The sequence below is a fragment of the Aerococcus agrisoli genome, from assembly GCF_003797145.1.
In the GTDB taxonomy this organism is placed as follows: Bacteria; Bacillota; Bacilli; order Lactobacillales; family Aerococcaceae; genus Aerococcus; species Aerococcus agrisoli.
Window position 1 is genome coordinate 1 of record NZ_RKMG01000026.1, and the last position, 20,287, is coordinate 20,287.

Genomic DNA, 20,287 nt, shown 5'->3' on the forward strand with positions numbered 1-20,287 from the left:
TCAGTTTAACGGTAGGGTTTCATAGTTCCAACCCCTTTTGCTGTATTGTGAACGAGCTCATTATAGAATAATTCTTGATACTAGAAAATAATGCGAAATTTTATAGTATAAAATTTCATATTATAAATAAATGACCAAAGTTATTAAATGGCGGCTTGTTCTTTATAAATAATAAAATCTGTCAAGAATGGGAATATATGCCATAAAAAAATGACATATTTTATAAAACCGCAATTTATTCTTGGTAAAAACGCCTAAAATTATAGAATGGCAGGTTCATTCTCTAATCGCAGTTTTCTCAACATGGGTAGGATAACTATCCATCGGTATTTCTCCTTTATTTTTGACTCAAACTTCTTTGTCTAAATTTCTTACTAGATACCTCTTTCCAGTCATGGGTTATGAGGTGAGTCTAAAATACATTCATGTTAGAATGGACTTAGTAAATGATGGAGGATGATATAAATGAAACAAACACTTGTAGAAATTTGCTTACGCGTGAGAGATATCGATGCAACCTTAGATTTTTACACTAATCTTTTTGATTTTGAAATTGCTAGTCGTAGAGATTTTCCGGAGAAAAAATTTGATTTAATCTATTTAAATTCTCCTGGTTCACCCGTACAAATCGAGTTAACTTATAACTATGATGCAGATCCTTACCAAATCGGTGATGGCTTCAGTCACTTAGGTGTCACAGTCGAAGATTTAGAGGCTATGCACGAAATTTGTAAGGCTTCTCCATATGAAACTGGTGAATTAAAAGGCTTAACAGATGGTAACCCAACTTACTTCTTTGTTACTGATCCAGATGGTTATCGTATAGAAGTAAAACGCGAAAAAGCCTAAATTTAAAGTATATAGAGTGTGACAAAAGTGGTTCAGCTTTGGAACGTTGAAAGAAAATGAACAGCAAGCCCCCACTTTGGGATTGATGGATTTTTCTGAAACGCAGTCCAAAGCTCACTTTTGGAACACGTTTTAATAGAGTGTGACATGAGACGTTTAGCCCACAACCAGTGGCAGATGACTGCCGCAGCGCACGCAGTGTGGTGCAAGGTCATCTGAAGTGGGCAGTGGGTTGCCTAATGGAGCACGTTTTATAGAGTGTGACAAAAGTGGTTCAGCTTTCCCCCACTTCAATCTAAAAACAGCAAAAAACAGCCCAACCGAGCGTCTGCTTAGNNNCCCCCACTTCAATCTAAAAACAGCAAAAAACAGCCCAACCGAGCGTCTGCTTAGTTGGGCTGTTTCTATTTAAGCTTCTAAACTAGCCAATTCTTCGAAAGTTACCGGTGTTTCCACATAACCATCGACATCGAAGCCATTCAGGTTTAGGAATTCATGCATAAAGATATTCCACGCGGTAAAGTCTGTGTTGAAATTATCTTGGTTGATCTGTTCAATCAAGGCTTTTGTTTTCGCTTGAATATCTGGATCTAATTCCCATGCATCCGGACGCATTCGGCCTGCTTCATCGTATACGGCATTATCGCCATAAATCATATCGCGGAAAATGCGGTCAATGTGCATAATTGGCGTTTCGTGTAAGCCTGCATCTGACATGACCTTGTACAGTCCTAAACAATATACTGGGAAAAATGGAATCACTGATGAAGCCTTGGTGGTCACCGCCGTAGCCACCACAACTGTCGCTTGACCCTTTAATGGCGCCAAATCCTCATTAATCAATGCCGCAAAACGGTCGCAATCTGCTTTCGCACGACCTAACGTTCCCTTATTATAATAAGACTCATTCAATTCAGCCCCAAGATAGGAGTAGACCACCGTTTGCACACCTTCAGACAAGACATCGGCCTCACGCAAAGCCGTCATCCATAAACGCCAGTCCTCGCCACCCATAACCTTGACCGTATTGGCAATTTCTTCATCCGTCGCTGGTTCCAACACTTGCTCAAAGAAGGTTTCCTTTTGCAAATTCACATTTGGCCCCACAACCGGCTCACCAATCGCTTTAATGGCCGAATGATACGTTTCTCCCGTTGCAGGATCCGTCCGTACACCAGAAGCAAGCGAGTAAACGACAAAGTCCACCTTGCCCCCAAACTCATTCTTGATGAAATCAATCACTTGCGCTTTGGCCTCATTTGAAAAGGCATCCGCCATCACATTCTTAGCAATCAAGCCCTCAGCTTCAGCCGCTTCACGGAAAAAAATATTATTATACCAACCCGGCTTTCCAAGATTCTTAGGCGTCCGTGGCCCTCCACCATGTGAGACAGAAATCGTATCCGCACCTGCACCAAAAGCCAAATTAATCCGGCTCGCAAGCCCGTACGAAGACGACCCACCAATCACCAGCACCTTCTTCGGCCCAGCATAAGTCCCCTGAGCCTTCACATATTGAATCTGGTTCGCCACCTCTTGCTTCAAGCCCATCGGATTCACCCCAACAAGCACATTACCGCGCATCTTCGCCTCAATTTTCACAGTCATAATCGTTCTCCTAATTCATTATATCTATATCGTAGTTATTGGAAAAATACATTCACCCTTTTATTATATAGTTTAGAAAACTAGCAGTAAAGATATTTATTACTATGACCACCACTCATTGAAACACAGTGGCATTTTATACTTGTAAAAAGTCTGATGAAATTCACAATAAAGGGGAAAAGCCATCAATACCCTTCTACTTAATAGAAGCGGACATTGATGGCTCTTTTTAAAAATGATTGCTTATAAAAAGCTTATAGCTGTTTTAAGAGGTTGGCCATTTCAATAGCAGCAACCGCAACATCATAACCTTTGTTGCCGGCCTTTGTACCAGAACGTTCAATCGCTTGATCAATCGTATCCGTCGTCAAGACACCGAATAATACGGGCACTCCAGTAGTCAAGCCTGCTTGGTTCACACCGCTTGTAACAGCCGAGCATACGTAATCAAAGTGTGCTGTTGACCCCTTGATAACCGCCCCTAAAGTGATAATAGCATCGTATTTCTTCGAAGCAGCCATTTTTTGCGCAACTACTGAGATTTCAAAAGCACCTGGTACCCACGCTACCTCAATATCGTCCTCTTCTAAACCGTGTCTTGTTAGGGCATCAACCGCCCCATTCAATAATCTTGAACCGATAAAATCATTAAAGCGTCCAACTACAATCCCAATTTTCAAATCTTGTGCCACTAATTTACCTTCGTATGTTTTCATATATATTGCTCCTTTTCTGATGTTCAGTTTTTTAGTAATTTAAAAGATGACCCATTTTCACACGTTTTACTTCTAAATAATTTTGATCTTCTGGAAAAACAGGCATTTGGATAGGAATGCGTTTTTCAATTTTAATGCCATAGTGTTCCATACCTTCTAGTTTTAAGGGATTATTCGTCATTAGGTAGATGCGCGTTACACCTAAGTCATCTAGCATTTGTTTGCTTTCATAATATTCACGCATATCCACAGGCAAGCCTAACGCTAAATTAGCTTCAATCGTATCGTAGCCTTGATCTTGTAAAGCATAGGCACGGATTTTATTGACTAGACCAATCCCACGGCCTTCTTGACTCATATATAAAAGCACCCCGCGACCTTCATCCGCAATTTGTTGTAATGACGCTTCTAATTGTTGACCACAATCACATTTAATCGAATGGAAAACGTCGCCTGTCAGACACTCTGAATGAATCCGTGTCAATACGGGTTCACCGTCATTAATATCACCCATTACTAAGGCCACATGGTGGTCACCCGTAATCGCATTGACGTAAGCATAGATGTCAAATTCACCGTAAGCTGTTGGCAATTTGGCTTTAGATTCGCGAATTACCAACTGTTCATTCGCCTTGCGGTATTCAACTAAATCGCTGATGGTCCCAATTTTCAAACCATGTTCTTCAGCCATTTTAAACAGGTCATCGCGACGCGCCATAGTCCCGTCTTCCTTCATCACTTCACAGCATAGACCAACTGGATCCATACCCGCTAAACGTACAAGGTCAACGGTCGCTTCAGTATGTCCATTACGAACAAGTACCCCACCATCAACCGCCTCAAGCGGGAACATATGGCCTGGTCGACGGAAATCCTCTGGACGCGCATCCTCAGCGATTGTTTGGATGGCTGTCAGTGAACGTTCATATGCTGAAATACCAGTTAAGGTATCCTTGTGGTCGATTGAAACGGTGAAGGCTGTCGTGTGATTATCCGTATTTTCTATGGTCATGGCTGGTAAGCCCAATTTCTTGGTGTAGGCTTTAGACATTGGCATACAAATAAGTCCTTTACCGTGTGTTGCCATGAAATTGATATTCTCTGGCGTCGCAAATTCCGCTGCACAGATTAAATCCCCTTCATTTTCGCGGTCCGTATCGTCTACCAAGAGGATATTTTTCCCCGCCTTTAAATCTGCTAATAATTCTTCAATTGTATTAAACATCGCGTTACTTCCTTTCATTGCCTGCGCCTTTTTCCTATTTGCTTACTTGGGAAAAAGTACCAATCCCCAACAATTTTTCAACATATTTACCAATCAAGTCGCATTCTAAATTGACGGTATCACCAACGGCTTTCTTTAATAAAATCGTTTCTTCCGCAGTATGCGGGATAATCGCAACCGCAAAAGATACTTCATCCACTCTAGCTACCGTTAGGCTAATACCATCAATGGCGATGGAGCCTTTTTCAATGATATAGCGCAAGAGATTGGGACTTGCTGAGATAGTCACCCATACCGCATTGTCATCTTGACGAAAGCTTTCAATAGTACCGACCCCATCAATATGACCGCTAACGATATGACCACCAAGTCGTTTCTCCAAATTCAAAGCCCGCTCTAAATTCAATTGCTGACCAATTGCTAATTGCCCCAGATTAGAACGATCCAAGGTTTCCGCCATCACGTCCATTTGAAAAGCATCGGCTGTTAGGTCAGTCACTGTAAGACATACCCCATTCACTGAAATACTGTCACCAATAATGGTATCCGCTAATACCGTCTTCGCTGCAATCGTCAAAATAGATGATTTTTCGCCTTTTTGAATTGCTTTTACTTTGCCTATTTCCTCAATAATGCCTGTAAACATCTTTATACCACCTCTCGTTTTATATAGCCTTCAACGAATATGTCTTCGCCAATCATCTGCGTTCTCATATTGGTAATTGGCAAAGCATCAGCCAAATGCGCAATACCTGCACCAGCAACTGGTGTGGGCGCCGATGCACCACCAATCAATTTAGGGGCAATATAAAATTGCACTTTATCCACAATGCCCGCTGCTAAAGCTGCATAATTTAACTCAGCCCCACCTTCAAGCAAAATGCTATCGATATTCAGTGCCCCAAGTTCTGCCATGGCCGCTTGTAAATCCACCCTAGCTTGATACGATGCCACAACAATGACCCGAATACCTCTTTCCGTCAGGCTTGCAATTTTATCAGGGTCTGCCTTATCAGTCGTGACAATAATCGTTGGTGCTTCATCCTGATCTTGTAAAATATGTCGATCAAAGGGTATCCGTAAACTACTATCCACCACGATGCGTGTAGGATTTTTGCTATTGGGTAATCGTGCAGTCAACCGTGGATTATCTTTTAACACTGTATTGATGCCAACCAGGATTCCCGTCAAATACCCACGTTCCGCGTGCACTTGCTTTCTCGATGCCTCGCCTGAAATCCATTGAGACTCGCCCGTTGCAGTTGCAATCTTTCCATCCAAACTCATGGCTGTTTTGAGTACGACAAAGGGTTGCTTAGTGGTGATAAACTTCATGAAAACCTCGTTTAATTGTCGACTTTCATCTGCCAATACTCCAGTAGTCACCTCAATACCAGCATCGGCGATTTTTTGAATGCCCCGTCCTGCAACCAAAGGATTCGGGTCAAGGGCACCCACAACTACACGTTTTACTTTTTTCTCAATAATCAAATCGGCACAGGGTGGCGTCTTTCCGTAATGCGAGCATGGCTCCAAGGTAACGTAAATCGTTGCCCCTGTTACATCCTCACTTGCTGAACGAAAGGCATTCACTTCCGCATGCCCCTGCCCGTATTGTTCATGGTAGCCTTGCCCAATGATATGGCCGTCTTTTACAATCACAGCACCTACCATTGGGTTGGGGGCCACATGACCGCGGCCCTTTTTCGCTAAAGCCAAAGCCAAGCCCATATAATACTCATCCGTTTCATTCGTCATTCCAAGCAACCTCCTTTTGCAAAATAAAAAAGCCCTGATTAAAATTATCAGGGCTTTGGTGATACATCCTATGACTTATCAAATGAAGTTACTAATCAGAATGGCAAATGAATAAAAATATTCACCAAATAAACTCATAGTATAGAAAAAGCCCTGGAATAAAATTCATTCCAGGGCTTACACAATCACTTGTATAATATACGATGCTAAAAGAATATAAATCAAAGAAACTAAGCTTGTCAAAAGACGATGCCTTGTAAATCTTTAAAATTCTTTATGATGTCTTCTCTTCATCCAGACTGTACTGTCGGCTTCGAAATCTAATCGAATCTACCTTTCGGTTCGTGGGCTATACCACCGGTCGGGAATTGCACCCTGCCCTGAAGACTATTTAATTTTTATAAACTCAATATAGTTTATAAGCAGTTCCATGTCAACAACTTTTCACTTTGGAAAAACGATCAATCGTGAACAATCCCCAATCAATAGTCTTTACCATACAAAAAAATATGCTTTAGACGATAGCAATATTTACTGACTTTAGCATTGCATTGGTATCATTCTACATATTCGCAAAAAGGAAACGAATGAAAGAAGATAAATCATCTCATTGCCGAAAAGTATACTATTTAGCAATAAAAGTCCCACCCAACAACAAAAAAAGCCGCTACTTTGGCAGCGACTTTCTTTTTCACATCTTAATAGTCATCATCAAACGGATCTTCCTCTAGCGACAATTCCATCATAATATCCTCAATGGCTTCAACATCCATCTGACCAGGCGCAGAAATCATTCCTTCAATGGCACCAAAAGTCGCTACTGAATGGAACACTTCACCCGCAACCCTTGTCACACGGCCCATTGCCCCCATTGACATGGTAATCAATGGCTGATCGATAATCGTCGAAGTTTGGTGGGTTGCCGTCATCAAGCGCAAAACATCTGCAGTATCATGTGGCATCACGGCCATCTTGCAAATATCCGCCTCAGTTTGACCCATTGCGCGCAACTTCTCAATCATAGCCTTCTCACTCGGTGTCTTGATAAAATCATGGTGCGACACAATCACCTTCACCTTGTATTTATGGGCATAAGGAATCAAATTATCCAAAATGTCTTGGCCACGATCAAACTCAATATCAATCGCATCGACCGCTTTTGTTTGGATAATACGGCGGTACATTTCCACATATTGGCCCTTACCAATCGAAGCTTCCCCGCCCTCACCTAATGTCCGAAAAGTCACCAACAAAGGCTTTTGAATCGTCGTCTTCACACGTTTGCAGAGTTCTACTAAACGCTCATAGTCTGAAAAATCCTCATAGAAATCCAAACGCCACTCCACAATATCACCAGGTTGACGGCGATAAAAATTGGCACAGTCAAGAATATCCATATCTGTCTCTTCTGTGATGGGTACGATAATTTTGGGCTTGCCTTCGCCCAAGCGGATTGGTCCTATTTTCACACTATTCATACTGGCTCCTTCTGCTGTTACGCTTACAAATTACGTATTACTAAAAAAACTCGATACAAGCTACTTAGCTTATTGTATCGAGTTTTTATGATTTAAGCTATATAAATTTCAAATAAAATATTAATCTTCTGCATCGTCAGGCAGAAAATCGTCTTGGTCACTAGCTAAACCAGCCTTATAAGCCAAATACGCTTCATTTACAGCCCGTCGCTCCTCAGGGTTAAGGTAGTAGACCTTATTTAAATAAAGCCCGTGAGCAGCCGCTGTGGGGCCAGCCTCATTACGATCCTTCACCTCAAGCAAACGTTGCATCTCAGTCACCGGCCGTAAGCCATCACCAATCTGCAAAGACGTGCCCACCAGAATCCGCACCATATTATATAAAAAGCCCGAACCCTCAAACAAGAACGTCAAAGTCTCCGCATCCGGATCAGCCGTCACCTCAGCTCGATAGATTTCACGCACAAAATTCGTCTTATCCGTTTTCGTCGAACAAAAAGACTGAAAATCATGCACACCAATCACATCATTCAAGGCCGTCTGCATCCGGTCCACATCCGTCTTATAAGGATGGTGGTACATAAACTGGCGCGTAAACGGCGACGGAAAACGTGACGTATCCACCTTATAAATATACTGCTTCCCATTCGTATGGAAACGCGCATGGAAATCATCCTCCACCCGTTCCACCGAAATCACCCGAATCGCATCATCCAAAATCGAATTCATCGCCCGCAACACCGCATCCTCACGAATCTCCCCTGGATAATCAAAATGGATCACCTGACCCAGCGCATGAACCCCCGAATCAGTTCGACCCGAACCAACCACCGGAATCACATGCCCTTTAGACATCAACTTTAGCGCCTTCTCAAGCGCCTCCTGAACCGACAAACCATTCTTCTGAACCTGAAAACCAACAAAGGGCGTGCCATCATACTGTACAACCGCTTTAAATCTTGGCAAAACTTGCCCTCCTTCTATCTTTGAAAAGTACCTAACGCCTGTTTTATGCCTGCATGGTCATCAGACCTACAAGACAATCATCACAACCGTCAGAATCACCAACACAATAGCCCCTATTGTATCAATATTTTCCCAGTGTAATAGACGATACTTGGAACGACCCTCGCCACCGCGGTAGCCACGTGCTTCCATGGCCGTTGCCAAATCATAAGCACGGTTAAAGGCAGAAATAAACAAGGGAATTAATACCGGGATAAAAGCTTTCACCCGTTGAACAATGTTTCCCTCAGAGAAATCAACCCCACGCGCACGTTGGGCATTCATGATTTTTTCAGCTTCTTCTAGTAAGGTTGGCACAAAGCGTAAGGCAATTGACAACATCAAAGCAATCTCATGGACAGGGATAATATTTTTCACAGGTTTCAACAAGGATTCCATAGCGTCTGTAATGGCCAAAGGTTGTGTCGTCAACGTTAGAATCGTCGATAAGAAAATAATCAACAAGAAACGGACAAAAATATAAGCCGCATTGGTCAACCCGCCCGTCGTTAAGGCTAGGAAGCCCCATGACCAAATCACGTCACCCGTATGCGTGAACAAGATTTGTAGTGCTACTGTGAAAATAATAATGGCAATCATCGGCCGCAGTCCTTTTAAGAATACGCCTAAAGAAATACCTGACATCAGCACCAAGGCCAAGACAGCCACAATCATAATAATATTTGTGGCCACCGTTGTTGCCGCGAAGACCAAGAGCATCATGACGATTAGACCCACTAATTTTAAACGTGGATCAAAACGGTGCATGATGGAATTACCGGGAATATACCGGCCAATAATTAAATTATCTTTCATCGATTGCTTGGTCTCCTTTCTCTAAGTTACTTGGCGCATCCGCCATTGGTAAATCAAATTTTGCCATTAATAAATCAGCTAATGCATCGACAGTTAGTGGCATATCATCTGCAGAATCCCACAAGAATTTACCTGCTTGTGCTTGTAATCTTGTGGCAAAATCAGCAGCATCCGGTAAAGACAATTGATGTTCTTGTAGCCAAGAAGCATCCGCGAAGACTTCAGCAGGGGTACCCTTTTTCACACTTGTACCACCATCCATCACAATCACGTGATTTGCATAAGTCGCCACATCTTCCATTTGATGCGTTACGAGTACAATGGTTAAACCTTGTTTTTTATATAGTTCATCAAACATGGTCATCATTTCAATCCGACCTTTAGGATCTAGACCAGCTGTTGGTTCATCTAACACTAACACTTCTGGTTTCATCGCAATCACACCTGCAATTGCGACACGACGCATTTGCCCACCAGATAATTCAAATGGTGAACGTTCAAATAATTCAGGATCAATCCCAACATCTTCTAGTGCCTCTTCAGCCTTTTGACGGGCTACTTCTTCACTATCACCAAAGTTCATTGGGCCAAACATCACATCTTTAATCACTGATTCTTCAAACAATTGGCCTTCTGGGAATTGGAAAACCATCCCAACCTTTTGACGAATAGCCTTCAAATCTTTGGCCTTGGTCCCAGCTGAAATCACCTTGTCCCCAATAAGGACTTGGCCTTCAGTTGGTTGCATCAAAGCATTTAAATGTTGGGTAATGGTCGATTTACCAGACCCTGTATGCCCAATAATAGCTGTATAGGAACCATGTGGAATGGTGACATTGATGTCTCTTAAAGCTTGGAATGCGAATGGCGTACCTAGCCCATACGTATAGCCTACATTTTTAAAGACGATTTCCATAACCATTCACCCAACCCTTCTTCATCTACATATTCACTCGGTACTGCTACCCCGCGTTTTGCTAAGGCAGTCTTTAATTGTTCTGCAAAAGGCACATCTAAGCCAATTTCAGTTAGCTTGTTGCCATAGGTAAAAATCTCTGCCGGTGTGCCTTCTTTAAGGATCGTACCTTCTTTGAAGACCAACATACGGTCAGCTTCCGCTGCCTCGTTTAAATCATGTGTAATCGAAATAACAGTTAAATTGCGGTCTTGTTTAATATCGCGTACAACTTCCATTAAATCTTCACGACCTTCTGGATCAAGCATGGATGTAGATTCATCCAAAATCATGATTTTTGGCTCTAAGGCAATCACACCTGCAATGGCCACACGTTGTTTTTGACCACCTGATAAAGAAGCTGGTTCCATATCGCGGAATTCCCACATTTTCACACGTTTCAAAGCTGTTTCAACGCGTGCATGCATTTCTTCATAGGCCATCCCTTGATTTTCCAAGGCAAACGCTACGTCGTCCTCAACCGTCGCCCCAACGAATTGATTATCCGGATTTTGGAAGACCAACCCTACCTTGCTACGAATATCCCATAAAGTCTCTAGGGATAAGACTTGTCCGTCCACCTTAATGGTGCCAGCTTTCGCTTCTAAAAGACCTACAAGTAGTTTAGAAAAGGTAGACTTACCTGACCCATTATGGCCGATAATTGCAAGCCACTCACCCTCATAAATGGTCGTAGACAGGTTATTGATGGCTAACCTATCGTCTGCCTGTGTATATTGAAATGTTAATCCTTCAACCTCGATGATTGGATTGGACATATGATAACCTCACTTATTTCATTTTTTAGATTCTTCCTGAATTTTTTCAATAAAAAAGCCTCTTCCAGATGCTCGGAAGAGGTTGATGACGTGGTCAGCTAGTAAATGAGGACACAAAAACACTCATTCCTAGTATATACGCTTCTTCCATCCTGACTATAACAGTCGGTACTAGAATTTCACTAGTTCGATCGCATGCAGTTGCAGCAATTCGCGGACTTTACCGCCGATTGGGACTCTCACCCTACCCTGAAGACATGTTGCTATTAACATTACCTAAGTCTACTAAAATACCGCCTTAAAAGCAACGAATAAGTGTCAAGACACCTATATTTTCAAGCCCTATTTTTGCCCGTGAACACGCACAGTTTTATGCGGATAATTTTCAAGAATTTGTGAAACAGGACAACGTTTTTCGGATGCTGCTACTAAAGCCTCTGCTTCTGCTTGTGGTAAAGCCACATACACGTCTACATCGAAAGCAAAATAAGTAATGGTCGTTTCAAGGTTCTTCTTGTAATTAACCTCAATCACCACTTCACTTTTCACATCATTTTGCCCGCGACCCTTCAAGGCAATTTCAATCGTTGCATTCAAACATGTCGCCCATGATAAAGCCATCAATTGCTCTGGATTGGTACCTGGTTCATCCGTCTTTAATGGACTAGAGGTTTCCACTTTTAAACCATATGGTCCTTCTACCCATGCCGTTCCCTTTAACCCTTCATCGTTATGCACGCGGGTTGTATACAATAATTGATCTTCAGCCATTGTCGGTCACTCCTTATTTGTCTTATATAGGCCTATTATACCCCCCAGAAAGCAAATAAAAAAGGCGCTTGCTCCTTCCGTAGAAAGAACAAACGCCCTATGTTTACATGATTATGATTTGCCCAAAATTTGGTAGATCCCATTAGTGACAAACTGTAGCCAGATTTGGTCGCCTTCTGGGTTAAAATGCACACCGTCTGTCCCAAGCCAGCTACTTGCATTCTCGTCGTTAGCAAAATAGCTATGCCAATCTAACAAGTAGACACTGTCCGATTCATCGGCTGCAGCTTTCGCTAAGGTTGCATTCACATCCGCTGTCCATGGACGGTCGACATGACTATTGATCAAGAAGATGTTTTTATCACGACCAATCTCATCCAAAAAGGCATTCAATTGGTCTTGCGTAAAGCCACCATTGGCACCTAAGTCAACCACAACCGTGTCTGCCAACATGCCTTGCTCAGCTAGGCTAGTCATATAACCAGCCATTTTATACATCTGACGGCCAACTACGGCGTCCACAATGGCATTCGGGAACAAGGTATATAAACCATCTGATGCCCCAACCATCAAGGAATCCCCAACAAATGTCACCGGCAATTGATAAGCAAATCGTGCTTGCTCAGCAGGTATACCTTCATAGTAAGCGAGCTGTTCAGCCGTTAAATCTTGTTTATAGGCGGCTAAACCTTGATCTGCCTTCTTCGCTTGCTCGGCACGTTTCTTATTTTGTTCCTCAATTTTCTTGGCTTGATCAGCCGCAGCTTTTTCTTCCACCGTTACATTTTCAGCCGGTTTTGAAATGGCAACTGCTGTTGCACCACCGATAAAAATGGACACAAAAGCCACGAACAAAACCTTTGTCAGAATAGGCGTTTGCTTTTTGAAGACTTGCTTCAATTGGCTCACCACATGTCCCGGTTTCTCGTTACGAGCTTGATTAAAAATTGGCACCGTCCATCTTTTCTCTTCTAACAAAGCATAAGATAAGCAAGCCAATACCATAATTAAAAGTATTTGTGGCCAAATGCTACCGGTAAACCAGTTCTGGCTTGTTGGCACCATGTGGAACAAGACATTAATTGGGTAATACCATAGGTACATATGGAAAGTACGCTGTCCTAGCCATCGTAGAGGTTTAAATTTGAGCAAATAAGCCACCCAGGAGCCCGGGAAGGTAAGTAGGGCTATGAGGATGCCTGACAAGGCGTTAAAGGCAAACATGCCCCCATAATAGGTCAATGGTTGCGAATCAGTCAGATGCATGGTCGCCCAGGTCAAAATGCCCAATAAAGCGACCAAAAGCAAATCGATTACCCAATGTCCCCATCGGCCCATCTTATCGCTCAATTTTTTATTCAGCACATCGACATCAATTAATTGTGCCGCTGCCCCACCAAGCGCAATTGAAAAGAAACGGGTATCAGTACCATAGTACACACGGGAAGGGTCAGCGCCTGGTTTAAATAAAACAGCCATCAAAATAGCAGATAAAACAGCTGCCCCCAACATGACCCATCCCGATTGTTGTTTAGATTTCGTAAAACGACGAGATAAGCCATAGAATATTGGCCATATCACCATAAACTGCATATATACTGCAACATACCAGTAATGCGTCATAATCGACGGGTGTAGCATATTGGCAAAATAGGAAGATCCTGAAAAAATTTGGTGCCAGTTATTCATAAATAACAAGGATGATGCCAAATTAATCCCTATATTCACTAACAACTGCCGTCTGAATAACAGCAAGAACGTTAGTCCAATCAAAGATATAATCAGCATTGGCCACCACAATTTTCGGATCCGAGACCATAATTTTTTAAAATATGGTTCCTTTATTCCCTGTTCATATTTTGCTTCCATCTGACTTGTCACAAGAAAACCAGATAAAACCAAGAACACATCTACCCCTAAAAAACCACCCGACACACGGTGGGTTAAATAGTGATAAAGAATAATTGCTAACATGGCAAAAAAACGAATTGTATCAAATTGGGTATAGTATAGCTTTTTCTTCATTATCGTCGCCTCTCATTGAAATGGCGTGCACGTATCATTCAAATCTTGAAAAACCGTACAACACAAGCATTCTCATTATATAATTTTTGCCTTATAAAATGAACCTGCATGTCAAAAAACTTATTAATTATTTATAAATTGACATAAAGACAATAGTAGACAAACAAAAAAGTGGTTGAGCCCTAGCCCCAACCACTTTCTCAAATAAAAAAAGCACATATGCTTACTACCAACATTTCTGGTCAATATCACACATATGCCGAACCAATTATTCATACAAATGAATTGGCCTTGATTTTATTTATATGACTTACGGATATATTCCACTCCTAGCGAGCTAATTCGCGCTAGGAGTAGATAGAGCTAGACTTGGAAGGTGAATGTTACCACCAACCATCATCATAACACCCCGTTTTATACATCACTAAAGTTTAATTAAACTAATTCAAGAATAACCATTGGTGCAGCATCGCCACGACGAGGTTCAGTTTTCAAGATACGAGTGTATCCACCTTGACGTTCAGCGTAACGAGGACCAAGATCATTAAATAATTTTTGTAAAGCAGACTCTACTACGATGTCATCGCCTTCAGCGCGAACATCAGCAACTTCGTTACGAACGAATTGGTTTGCTTGACGACGAGCAGCTAAATCTCCACGTTTACCTAAAGTAATCATTTTTTCAGCTGTACGGCGTACTTCTTTCGCACGAGTTTCAGTTGTAGTGATACGTTCGTTGATAATTAAATCAGTAGTTAAGTCACGTAACATAGCTTTACGTTGAGAGCTTGTACGACCTAATTTACGGTAACCCATTGTCATTATCCTCCTTTATTATGTACTAGTCTTCTTGACGTAATGTTAAGTCAAGAGCAGCTAACTTGTTTTTAACTTCTTCAAGAGATTTACGACCTAAGTTACGTACTTTCATCATTTCTGGTTCAGATTTGTTAGTCAATTCTTCAACAGTATTGATGCCTGCACGTTTTAGACAGTTGTATGAACGAACTGATAAGTCTAATTCTTCAATAGTCATTTCAAGCATTTTTTCTTTTTGTGTTTCTTCTTTTTCTACCATGACTTCAACTTGACGAGCTTCGTCAGTTAAGTTAACAAATACTTCTAAATGTTCTGTCATGATTTTTGCCGCTAAGCTCAATGCTTCTTCGGGTGAGATGGTTCCATCTGTCCAAATATCCATTGTTAACTTATCGTATTCGTTGATTTCCCCAATACGAGTGTTTTCAACTTGATAGTTTACTTTAGAAATTGGAGTGTAGATTGAATCTACTGGAATTTCACCAATTGGCATAGAATCCGATTTGTTGTGTTCAGAGCGAACGAAACCACGTCCGTTTTTAACGTTCATAATCATATGGAAATGAGCGCCTGCTTCTAAAGTACAAATATGTAAGTCGGGATTCATAACATCGAAATCAGCATCAGCGATAATATCAGCAGCTGTTACTTCAGCTGGACCTGTGATGTCAATTTCTACTTGTTTTTCTTCCACGTCATACAATTTTAATGATAATTGTTTTACATTCAATACGATCTCAGTAACGTCTTCACGTACACCTGGGACAGTAGAGTATTCATGTAAAATATCGTCAATTTGGATTGATGTAACTGCTGTACCTGGTAGAGAGGACAACAAGATACGACGTAATGAATTACCTAGGGTTGTTCCATAGCCGCGTTCTAATGGTTCTACAACGAATTTACCAAATTTACTATCGTCGTTAATTTCAATTGTCTCAATATTTGGCTTTTCAATTTCGATCATATCGACAAATTACCCCTTTCAAAACGTGAGAAATGTATCATCGCATATCCAAGTTCATCAATCGATTAAACACGACGACGTTTTGGAGGACGGCAACCATTATGTGGAATAGGTGTTACATCGCGAATCGCTGTAACTTCTAGACCTGCTGCTTGTAAAGCACGGATTGCTGATTCACGACCTGAACCAGGGCCTTTAACTGATACTTCAACAGATTTCATACCATGATCCATAGCTGTTTTAGATGCAGCTTCTGAAGCCATTTGTGCAGCATAAGGAGTAGATTTACGAGAACCTTTGAATCCTAAAGCACCTGCAGATGACCAAGAAATAGCATTACCATGTTCATCAGTAATCATAACGATAGTGTTGTTGAATGTTGCATGGATATGTACCACACCTGTTTCAACATTTTTCTTCACACGACGTTTGCGTGAAACTGGACGTTTTGCCATAGTGTATTAACCTCCTTTTAGATTATTTTTTCTTACCTTGAATTGCGATTGCTTTACCTTTACGCGTACGTGCGTTGTTCTTAGTGTTTTGACCACGAACTGGTAAACCACGACGGTGACGGATACCACGGTATGAACCGATTTCTTGTAGACGTTTGATGTCTAAAGCACGTTCACGACGTAAGTCACCTTCAACTTTGATTGTGTCAATCTCTGCACGAAGACGGTCTAACTCATCGTTAGTTAAGTCACGTACACGAGTATCTTCAGAGATTTCAGCGTTAGCTAAAATTTTCTTAGAAGTTGTATTACCGATACCATAGATGTATGTTAAGGCAATAACAACACGTTTTTCACGTGGAATATCTACTCCTGCTATACGAGCCATTTACGAAAACCCTCCTTTTTTGTTAGCTTTAATTAGCCTTGGCGTTGTTTATGTTTTGGATTAGAACAAATAACCATAACTTTACCGTTACGGCGAATAACTTTACAATGTTCACACATTGGTTTTACAGATGCTCTTACTTTCACAGTTATACCTCCTCGATTATATATCTCTACATTACTTGAATCGGTAGGTGATACGACCTTTCGTCAAGTCATATGGAGACATCTCAACTTTTACACGGTCACCTGGCAAAATTTTAATGTAGTTTACACGCATTTTACCTGAAATGTGCGCTAAAACTTCATATCCGTTTTCCAGTTGTACCTTAAACATAGCATTTGGTAATGTATCAGTTACAGTACCTTCAATTTCAATCATATCTTCTTTTGACAAAGTGTTTCCTCCTAATGGTGGTTGTTTCGATTAATCACTAATTGATATAGGATAGAAAAACGAAATGTTCAGTCAACTCGAATATTCTACCATAATTAGAGAGTGAAAGCAACAATAATTATTTATCTAAAATCTTTTTGATCTCAGCATAAACATTGTCAATACCGATATCACCAGGAATGCGATAAAGCTTACCTTCTGCCTCATAGAAATCTAAAATTGGTTTTTGTTGTTCTGCATTCACGTTTAAGCGATTTTCAACAACTTCAGGTTTGTCATCTTCACGTTGGTAGAAGTCGTGGCTGCCACATACGTCGCATACACCATCTACTTTTGGTTTGTTCATAACTTTGTGGTACGTTGCACCACAGTTACGACAGATAATACGTCCTGATAAACGTTCTTTTAATGTTTCTGTTGGCACATCTAAGTAGATAACAGCATCAATGTCACGATTTAAACGAGTCATGATGTCGCTAAGTGCTTGTGCTTGAACGGCAGTTCTAGGAAAACCGTCTAACATAAAACCAGCTTGTGTATCTTCTTTTTGAAGTCTTTCTTCAACAATACCGTTAGTAACTTCATCAGGTACTAAGCTACCGTCATCCATGAATGACTTCGCTTTTTTACCTAATTCAGTACCTTCAGAAATTGCAGATCTAAACATGTCTCCAGTAGAGATATGTGGAAATTTGTAATCTTCAACAATTTTCGCTGCTTGTGTACCTTTACCGGCACCAGGCAAACCCATTAAAATAATATTCATTATTATCCTCCAAGTACGTGATATGGTTAATTTTTCTTATCTTGGATAAAACCAACATAATTACGTTTAATTGTACGACCTTCAATTTGTTTCGCAGTGTCTAATGCAACTCCGACAACGATTAATAGGCTTGTACCACCTAAGGCAATCGACTTCGGCATATCAAAGAAATATGCTCCGAGTAATGGTAGAACTGCGACACTCATTAGAAAAAGCGAACCGACTGTACTTAAACGGTTTAACATTTTCTGTAAGTATTCTTTTGTTGCTAAGCCTGGTCGTATACTTGGTATATAACCACCTGCTTTTTGCAAGTTTTCTGCAGCACGTTCAGGGTTAATCTGAATGTGAGCATAGAAGAATGTAAACAGAATAATGACTACCGCGTAAATCGCAATACCGGCTGGTTCATCTAAATTAAAGATTGTCGACAATACTTGGTACCAAGAAGCATCACTATAATCAGCAGCGAATAATCCAAGTACAGTTTGCGGCACCATGATTAATGATGAAGCAAAGATAACCGGAATAACACCTGCAGAGTTAATCTTCAATGGTAAATGTGATTTTTGCGAAGCTGAATTTGCTCGTTTAGAATATCGAACTGGAATTCGACGTTCTGCTTGACTCATAAAAATGACGAACATGATTAATAGTACAAAGACCAGAATAAAGATGCCTATATAAATCATTTGTTGATTTAGTTCACTACTTGTTGCACCTACGATATTGCTTTGATAGTAAGTCATTAATTCTGTAGGAATTTGTGCTAGGATACCAGCGAAGATAATGATAGAAGTACCATTACCAATTCCATATTCAGTAATTTGCTCACCAATCCAAACAACAAACATAGATCCAGCAGTCATGAATAAGGCAATCAATAAGTAAGTCGAAATCCCTGGGTTATCAATTAACCCTAAGGCAGACAATGAATTAAATCCAATTGAAATAGCTAAGGCTTGGAAAAAGCCAATCACTACTGCAAAGTATCTCGTCCATCGATTTAACTTACGTCGACCAACTTCACCCTGTTTAGACCACTCTGTAAATGAAGGTATAATCTCCATTTGCAAAAGTTGAATAATAATTGATGCGGTAATATACGGTGATACACCTAATGAAAAGATGGAGTAGCTCGAAAGCCCACCCCCACCTAAAGTATTCAATAAGCTGAACAAACCAGATTGTGCTAATCCAGCAATTCCTGCCGCATTCACTCCGGGCACTGTAATATGTGCCCCGATACGAAATACAATCAACATGATTGCAGTGAATGCTAAGCGGCTTCTAATATCCTTATCCTGAAATGCATTTTTCAGTATCTGAAACATTAGATCACCTCGATTGAACCCCCAGCGGCTTCAATAGCTTCTTTAGCTGATGCTGAGAATTTAGCTGCTTTAACAGTAAGTTTGCGTTCTAATTCACCATTACCTAAAACTTTGATACCAAATTTTTCATTTTTCACTAACCCTGCTTCAACGAAGTCAGTAGGTGTAACTTCAGCGCCATCTTGGAATACGTTTAAGTCATCAAGGTTGATGATTGCGTACTCTTTACGGTTGATGTTTGTAAAACCACGTTTTGGAATACGACGGAACAATGGAGTTTGTCCACCTTCGAAACCTAAACGTACGCCACCACCTGAACGTTGTTTTTGACCTTTTTGTCCACGTTTTGATAGTTTACCCCAACCAGAACTTGCACCACGACCTACACGGTGACGTGTGTGACGAGATCCTTCTGAAGGTTGTAATTCATGTAATTTCATCTTGTTAGGCACCTCCTCTTCTAAATTATGCTTCTTCAACAACTACTAAATGAGCAATTTTAGAAATCATTCCGTTAATTGCTTCATTGCGAGTTTTAACAACTGTTTTACCAACACGAGTTAAACCTAACGCTTGAGCTGTTTTAATTTGGTCTTGAGGACGTCCAATTAAACTGCGTTTTAAAGTAACTTTTACTTCAGCCATTCGAATTTCCCCCTTAACCTAATAATTCTTCCACAGATTTGCCGCGTAATTTCGCAACGTCTTCTGGGTCTTTTAATGATTCAATAGCGGCTAATGTAGCACGAACGATGTTGATTGGTGTACTTGAACCTAGAGATTTAGATGTAATATCTGCGATACCACCTAATTCAACTACGGCACGTACAGGACCACCAGCAGCGATACCAGAACCGGCTTGAGCAGGTTTTAGTAATACGTGACCACCATTAAATTTACCGATAACTTCATGAGGAACAGTTGATCCTGCGCGAGGTATAGTAATTAAGTTTTTCTTTCCATCTTCAACCGCTTTACGGATTGCTTCTGGAACTTCGGCTGCTTTACCAGTACCTAGACCAACATGGCCATTTCTATCACCGACAACAACAACGGCACCGAAACGCATGCGACGTCCACCTTTTACAGTTTTCGCTACACGGTTGATGGCAACAACGCGTTCTTCAAGGTCATTTTCATTAATGTTTAATTGTTGAAATGTTTGTGTCATGTTCTT

Annotated in this window: 24 protein-coding genes and 2 riboswitches; of the genes, 1 reads left to right on the forward strand and 23 read right to left on the reverse strand. The window is 41.0% G+C overall.

The annotated features are described in order from the left end of the window. The first annotated feature begins 465 nt into the window (after positions 1-465). Entirely contained in the window at positions 466-849 is a 384-nt protein-coding gene (gloA, locus tag EF384_RS07535) for a lactoylglutathione lyase (RefSeq protein ID WP_094519095.1), read from the forward strand. A gap of 408 nt (positions 850-1,257) precedes the next feature. Here gloA and fabV read toward each other — a convergent pair whose 3' ends face one another. From fabV to rpsE, 23 genes are all read right to left on the reverse strand, one after another. Then, on the reverse strand, positions 1,258-2,457 hold the full coding sequence (gene fabV / locus EF384_RS07540; protein WP_123780813.1) for an enoyl-ACP reductase FabV: 1,200 nt from the start codon (positions 2,455-2,457) through the stop codon (positions 1,258-1,260). 254 nt (positions 2,458-2,711) lie between these two features. Then, on the reverse strand, positions 2,712-3,173 hold the full coding sequence (ribH, locus tag EF384_RS07545; RefSeq protein WP_123780815.1) for a 6,7-dimethyl-8-ribityllumazine synthase: 462 nt from the start codon (positions 3,171-3,173) through the stop codon (positions 2,712-2,714). A gap of 31 nt (positions 3,174-3,204) precedes the next feature. After that, the gene (locus EF384_RS07550) at positions 3,205-4,398 is read right to left on the reverse strand and encodes a bifunctional 3,4-dihydroxy-2-butanone-4-phosphate synthase/GTP cyclohydrolase II (RefSeq protein ID WP_123780868.1); all 1,194 of its coding nucleotides are present in this window, start codon (positions 4,396-4,398) and stop codon (positions 3,205-3,207) included. Positions 4,399-4,432: 34 nt separating this feature from the next. Further along, positions 4,433-5,044, reverse strand: a complete 612-nt coding sequence (locus EF384_RS07555) for a riboflavin synthase (protein ID WP_123780817.1) — start codon at positions 5,042-5,044, stop codon at positions 4,433-4,435. Positions 5,045-5,046: 2 nt separating this feature from the next. Then, on the reverse strand, positions 5,047-6,156 hold the full coding sequence (gene ribD, locus EF384_RS07560; protein ID WP_123780819.1) for a bifunctional diaminohydroxyphosphoribosylaminopyrimidine deaminase/5-amino-6-(5-phosphoribosylamino)uracil reductase RibD: 1,110 nt from the start codon (positions 6,154-6,156) through the stop codon (positions 5,047-5,049). Between the two features lie 277 nt (positions 6,157-6,433). Beyond that, a riboswitch (FMN riboswitch) is annotated at positions 6,434-6,548 on the reverse strand. A 306-nt stretch (positions 6,549-6,854) separates the two neighbouring features. Then, entirely contained in the window at positions 6,855-7,634 is a 780-nt protein-coding gene (gene aroD, locus EF384_RS07565; protein ID WP_123780820.1) for a type I 3-dehydroquinate dehydratase, read from the reverse strand. 120 nt (positions 7,635-7,754) lie between these two features. Then, positions 7,755-8,600 (reverse strand): tRNA pseudouridine(38-40) synthase TruA, encoded by an 846-nt coding sequence (gene truA / locus EF384_RS07570; protein ID WP_123780822.1) that lies wholly within the window; start codon positions 8,598-8,600, stop codon positions 7,755-7,757. Positions 8,601-8,666: 66 nt separating this feature from the next. Next, positions 8,667-9,455: an energy-coupling factor transporter transmembrane component T family protein gene (locus EF384_RS07575; RefSeq protein WP_123780824.1), complete on the reverse strand. Its 789-nt coding sequence runs from the start codon at positions 9,453-9,455 to the stop codon at positions 8,667-8,669. Beyond that, entirely contained in the window at positions 9,445-10,371 is a 927-nt protein-coding gene (locus EF384_RS07580; protein WP_123780870.1) for an energy-coupling factor ABC transporter ATP-binding protein, read from the reverse strand. Before EF384_RS07580 ends, EF384_RS07575 begins: the two co-directional genes overlap by 11 nt. Further along, entirely contained in the window at positions 10,347-11,189 is an 843-nt protein-coding gene (locus EF384_RS07585; protein ID WP_123780826.1) for an energy-coupling factor ABC transporter ATP-binding protein, read from the reverse strand. The genes EF384_RS07580 and EF384_RS07585 overlap by 25 nt, the downstream gene beginning before the upstream one ends. 136 nt (positions 11,190-11,325) lie before the next feature. Further along, positions 11,326-11,450, reverse strand: a riboswitch (FMN riboswitch). A gap of 81 nt (positions 11,451-11,531) precedes the next feature. Next, positions 11,532-11,960, reverse strand: coding sequence for an OsmC family protein (locus tag EF384_RS07590; RefSeq protein ID WP_123780828.1), 429 nt, complete (start codon positions 11,958-11,960; stop codon positions 11,532-11,534). 111 nt (positions 11,961-12,071) lie between these two features. Continuing rightward, positions 12,072-13,985: an acyltransferase family protein gene (locus tag EF384_RS07595; protein ID WP_123780830.1), complete on the reverse strand. Its 1,914-nt coding sequence runs from the start codon at positions 13,983-13,985 to the stop codon at positions 12,072-12,074. 435 nt (positions 13,986-14,420) lie between these two features. Continuing rightward, entirely contained in the window at positions 14,421-14,801 is a 381-nt protein-coding gene (gene rplQ, locus EF384_RS07600) for a 50S ribosomal protein L17 (RefSeq protein ID WP_123780832.1), read from the reverse strand. Between the two features lie 25 nt (positions 14,802-14,826). After that, positions 14,827-15,771, reverse strand: coding sequence for a DNA-directed RNA polymerase subunit alpha (locus EF384_RS07605; RefSeq protein ID WP_123780834.1), 945 nt, complete (start codon positions 15,769-15,771; stop codon positions 14,827-14,829). A gap of 65 nt (positions 15,772-15,836) precedes the next feature. After that, positions 15,837-16,226: a 30S ribosomal protein S11 gene (gene rpsK / locus EF384_RS07610; protein WP_094517809.1), complete on the reverse strand. Its 390-nt coding sequence runs from the start codon at positions 16,224-16,226 to the stop codon at positions 15,837-15,839. Positions 16,227-16,248: 22 nt separating this feature from the next. Then, positions 16,249-16,614 carry a 30S ribosomal protein S13 gene (rpsM, locus tag EF384_RS07615; protein WP_094517808.1) on the reverse strand — a complete coding sequence of 122 codons (366 nt, stop codon included), beginning with the start codon at positions 16,612-16,614 and terminating at the stop codon, positions 16,249-16,251. 32 nt (positions 16,615-16,646) lie between these two features. Further along, complete coding sequence (gene rpmJ, locus EF384_RS07620) at positions 16,647-16,760, reverse strand: 50S ribosomal protein L36 (RefSeq protein ID WP_004262605.1); 114 nt, start codon at positions 16,758-16,760, stop codon at positions 16,647-16,649. Positions 16,761-16,791: 31 nt separating this feature from the next. Further along, positions 16,792-16,995 (reverse strand): translation initiation factor IF-1, encoded by a 204-nt coding sequence (gene infA / locus EF384_RS07625; protein WP_439647011.1) that lies wholly within the window; start codon positions 16,993-16,995, stop codon positions 16,792-16,794. Between the two features lie 133 nt (positions 16,996-17,128). Then, a complete protein-coding gene (locus tag EF384_RS07630) occupies positions 17,129-17,776 on the reverse strand; it encodes an adenylate kinase (RefSeq protein WP_123780836.1) in 648 nt (215 codons plus the stop codon). 26 nt (positions 17,777-17,802) lie between these two features. Beyond that, positions 17,803-19,110 carry a preprotein translocase subunit SecY gene (secY, locus tag EF384_RS07635; protein ID WP_123780838.1) on the reverse strand — a complete coding sequence of 436 codons (1,308 nt, stop codon included), beginning with the start codon at positions 19,108-19,110 and terminating at the stop codon, positions 17,803-17,805. Continuing rightward, entirely contained in the window at positions 19,110-19,550 is a 441-nt protein-coding gene (gene rplO, locus EF384_RS07640; RefSeq protein ID WP_094517804.1) for a 50S ribosomal protein L15, read from the reverse strand. The genes secY and rplO overlap by 1 nt, the downstream gene beginning before the upstream one ends. A 25-nt stretch (positions 19,551-19,575) precedes the next feature. Further along, positions 19,576-19,755: a 50S ribosomal protein L30 gene (gene rpmD, locus EF384_RS07645; protein ID WP_094517803.1), complete on the reverse strand. Its 180-nt coding sequence runs from the start codon at positions 19,753-19,755 to the stop codon at positions 19,576-19,578. 13 nt (positions 19,756-19,768) lie between these two features. Continuing rightward, positions 19,769-20,281: a 30S ribosomal protein S5 gene (rpsE, locus tag EF384_RS07650; RefSeq protein WP_123780840.1), complete on the reverse strand. Its 513-nt coding sequence runs from the start codon at positions 20,279-20,281 to the stop codon at positions 19,769-19,771. Positions 20,282-20,287: the final 6 nt, after the last annotated feature.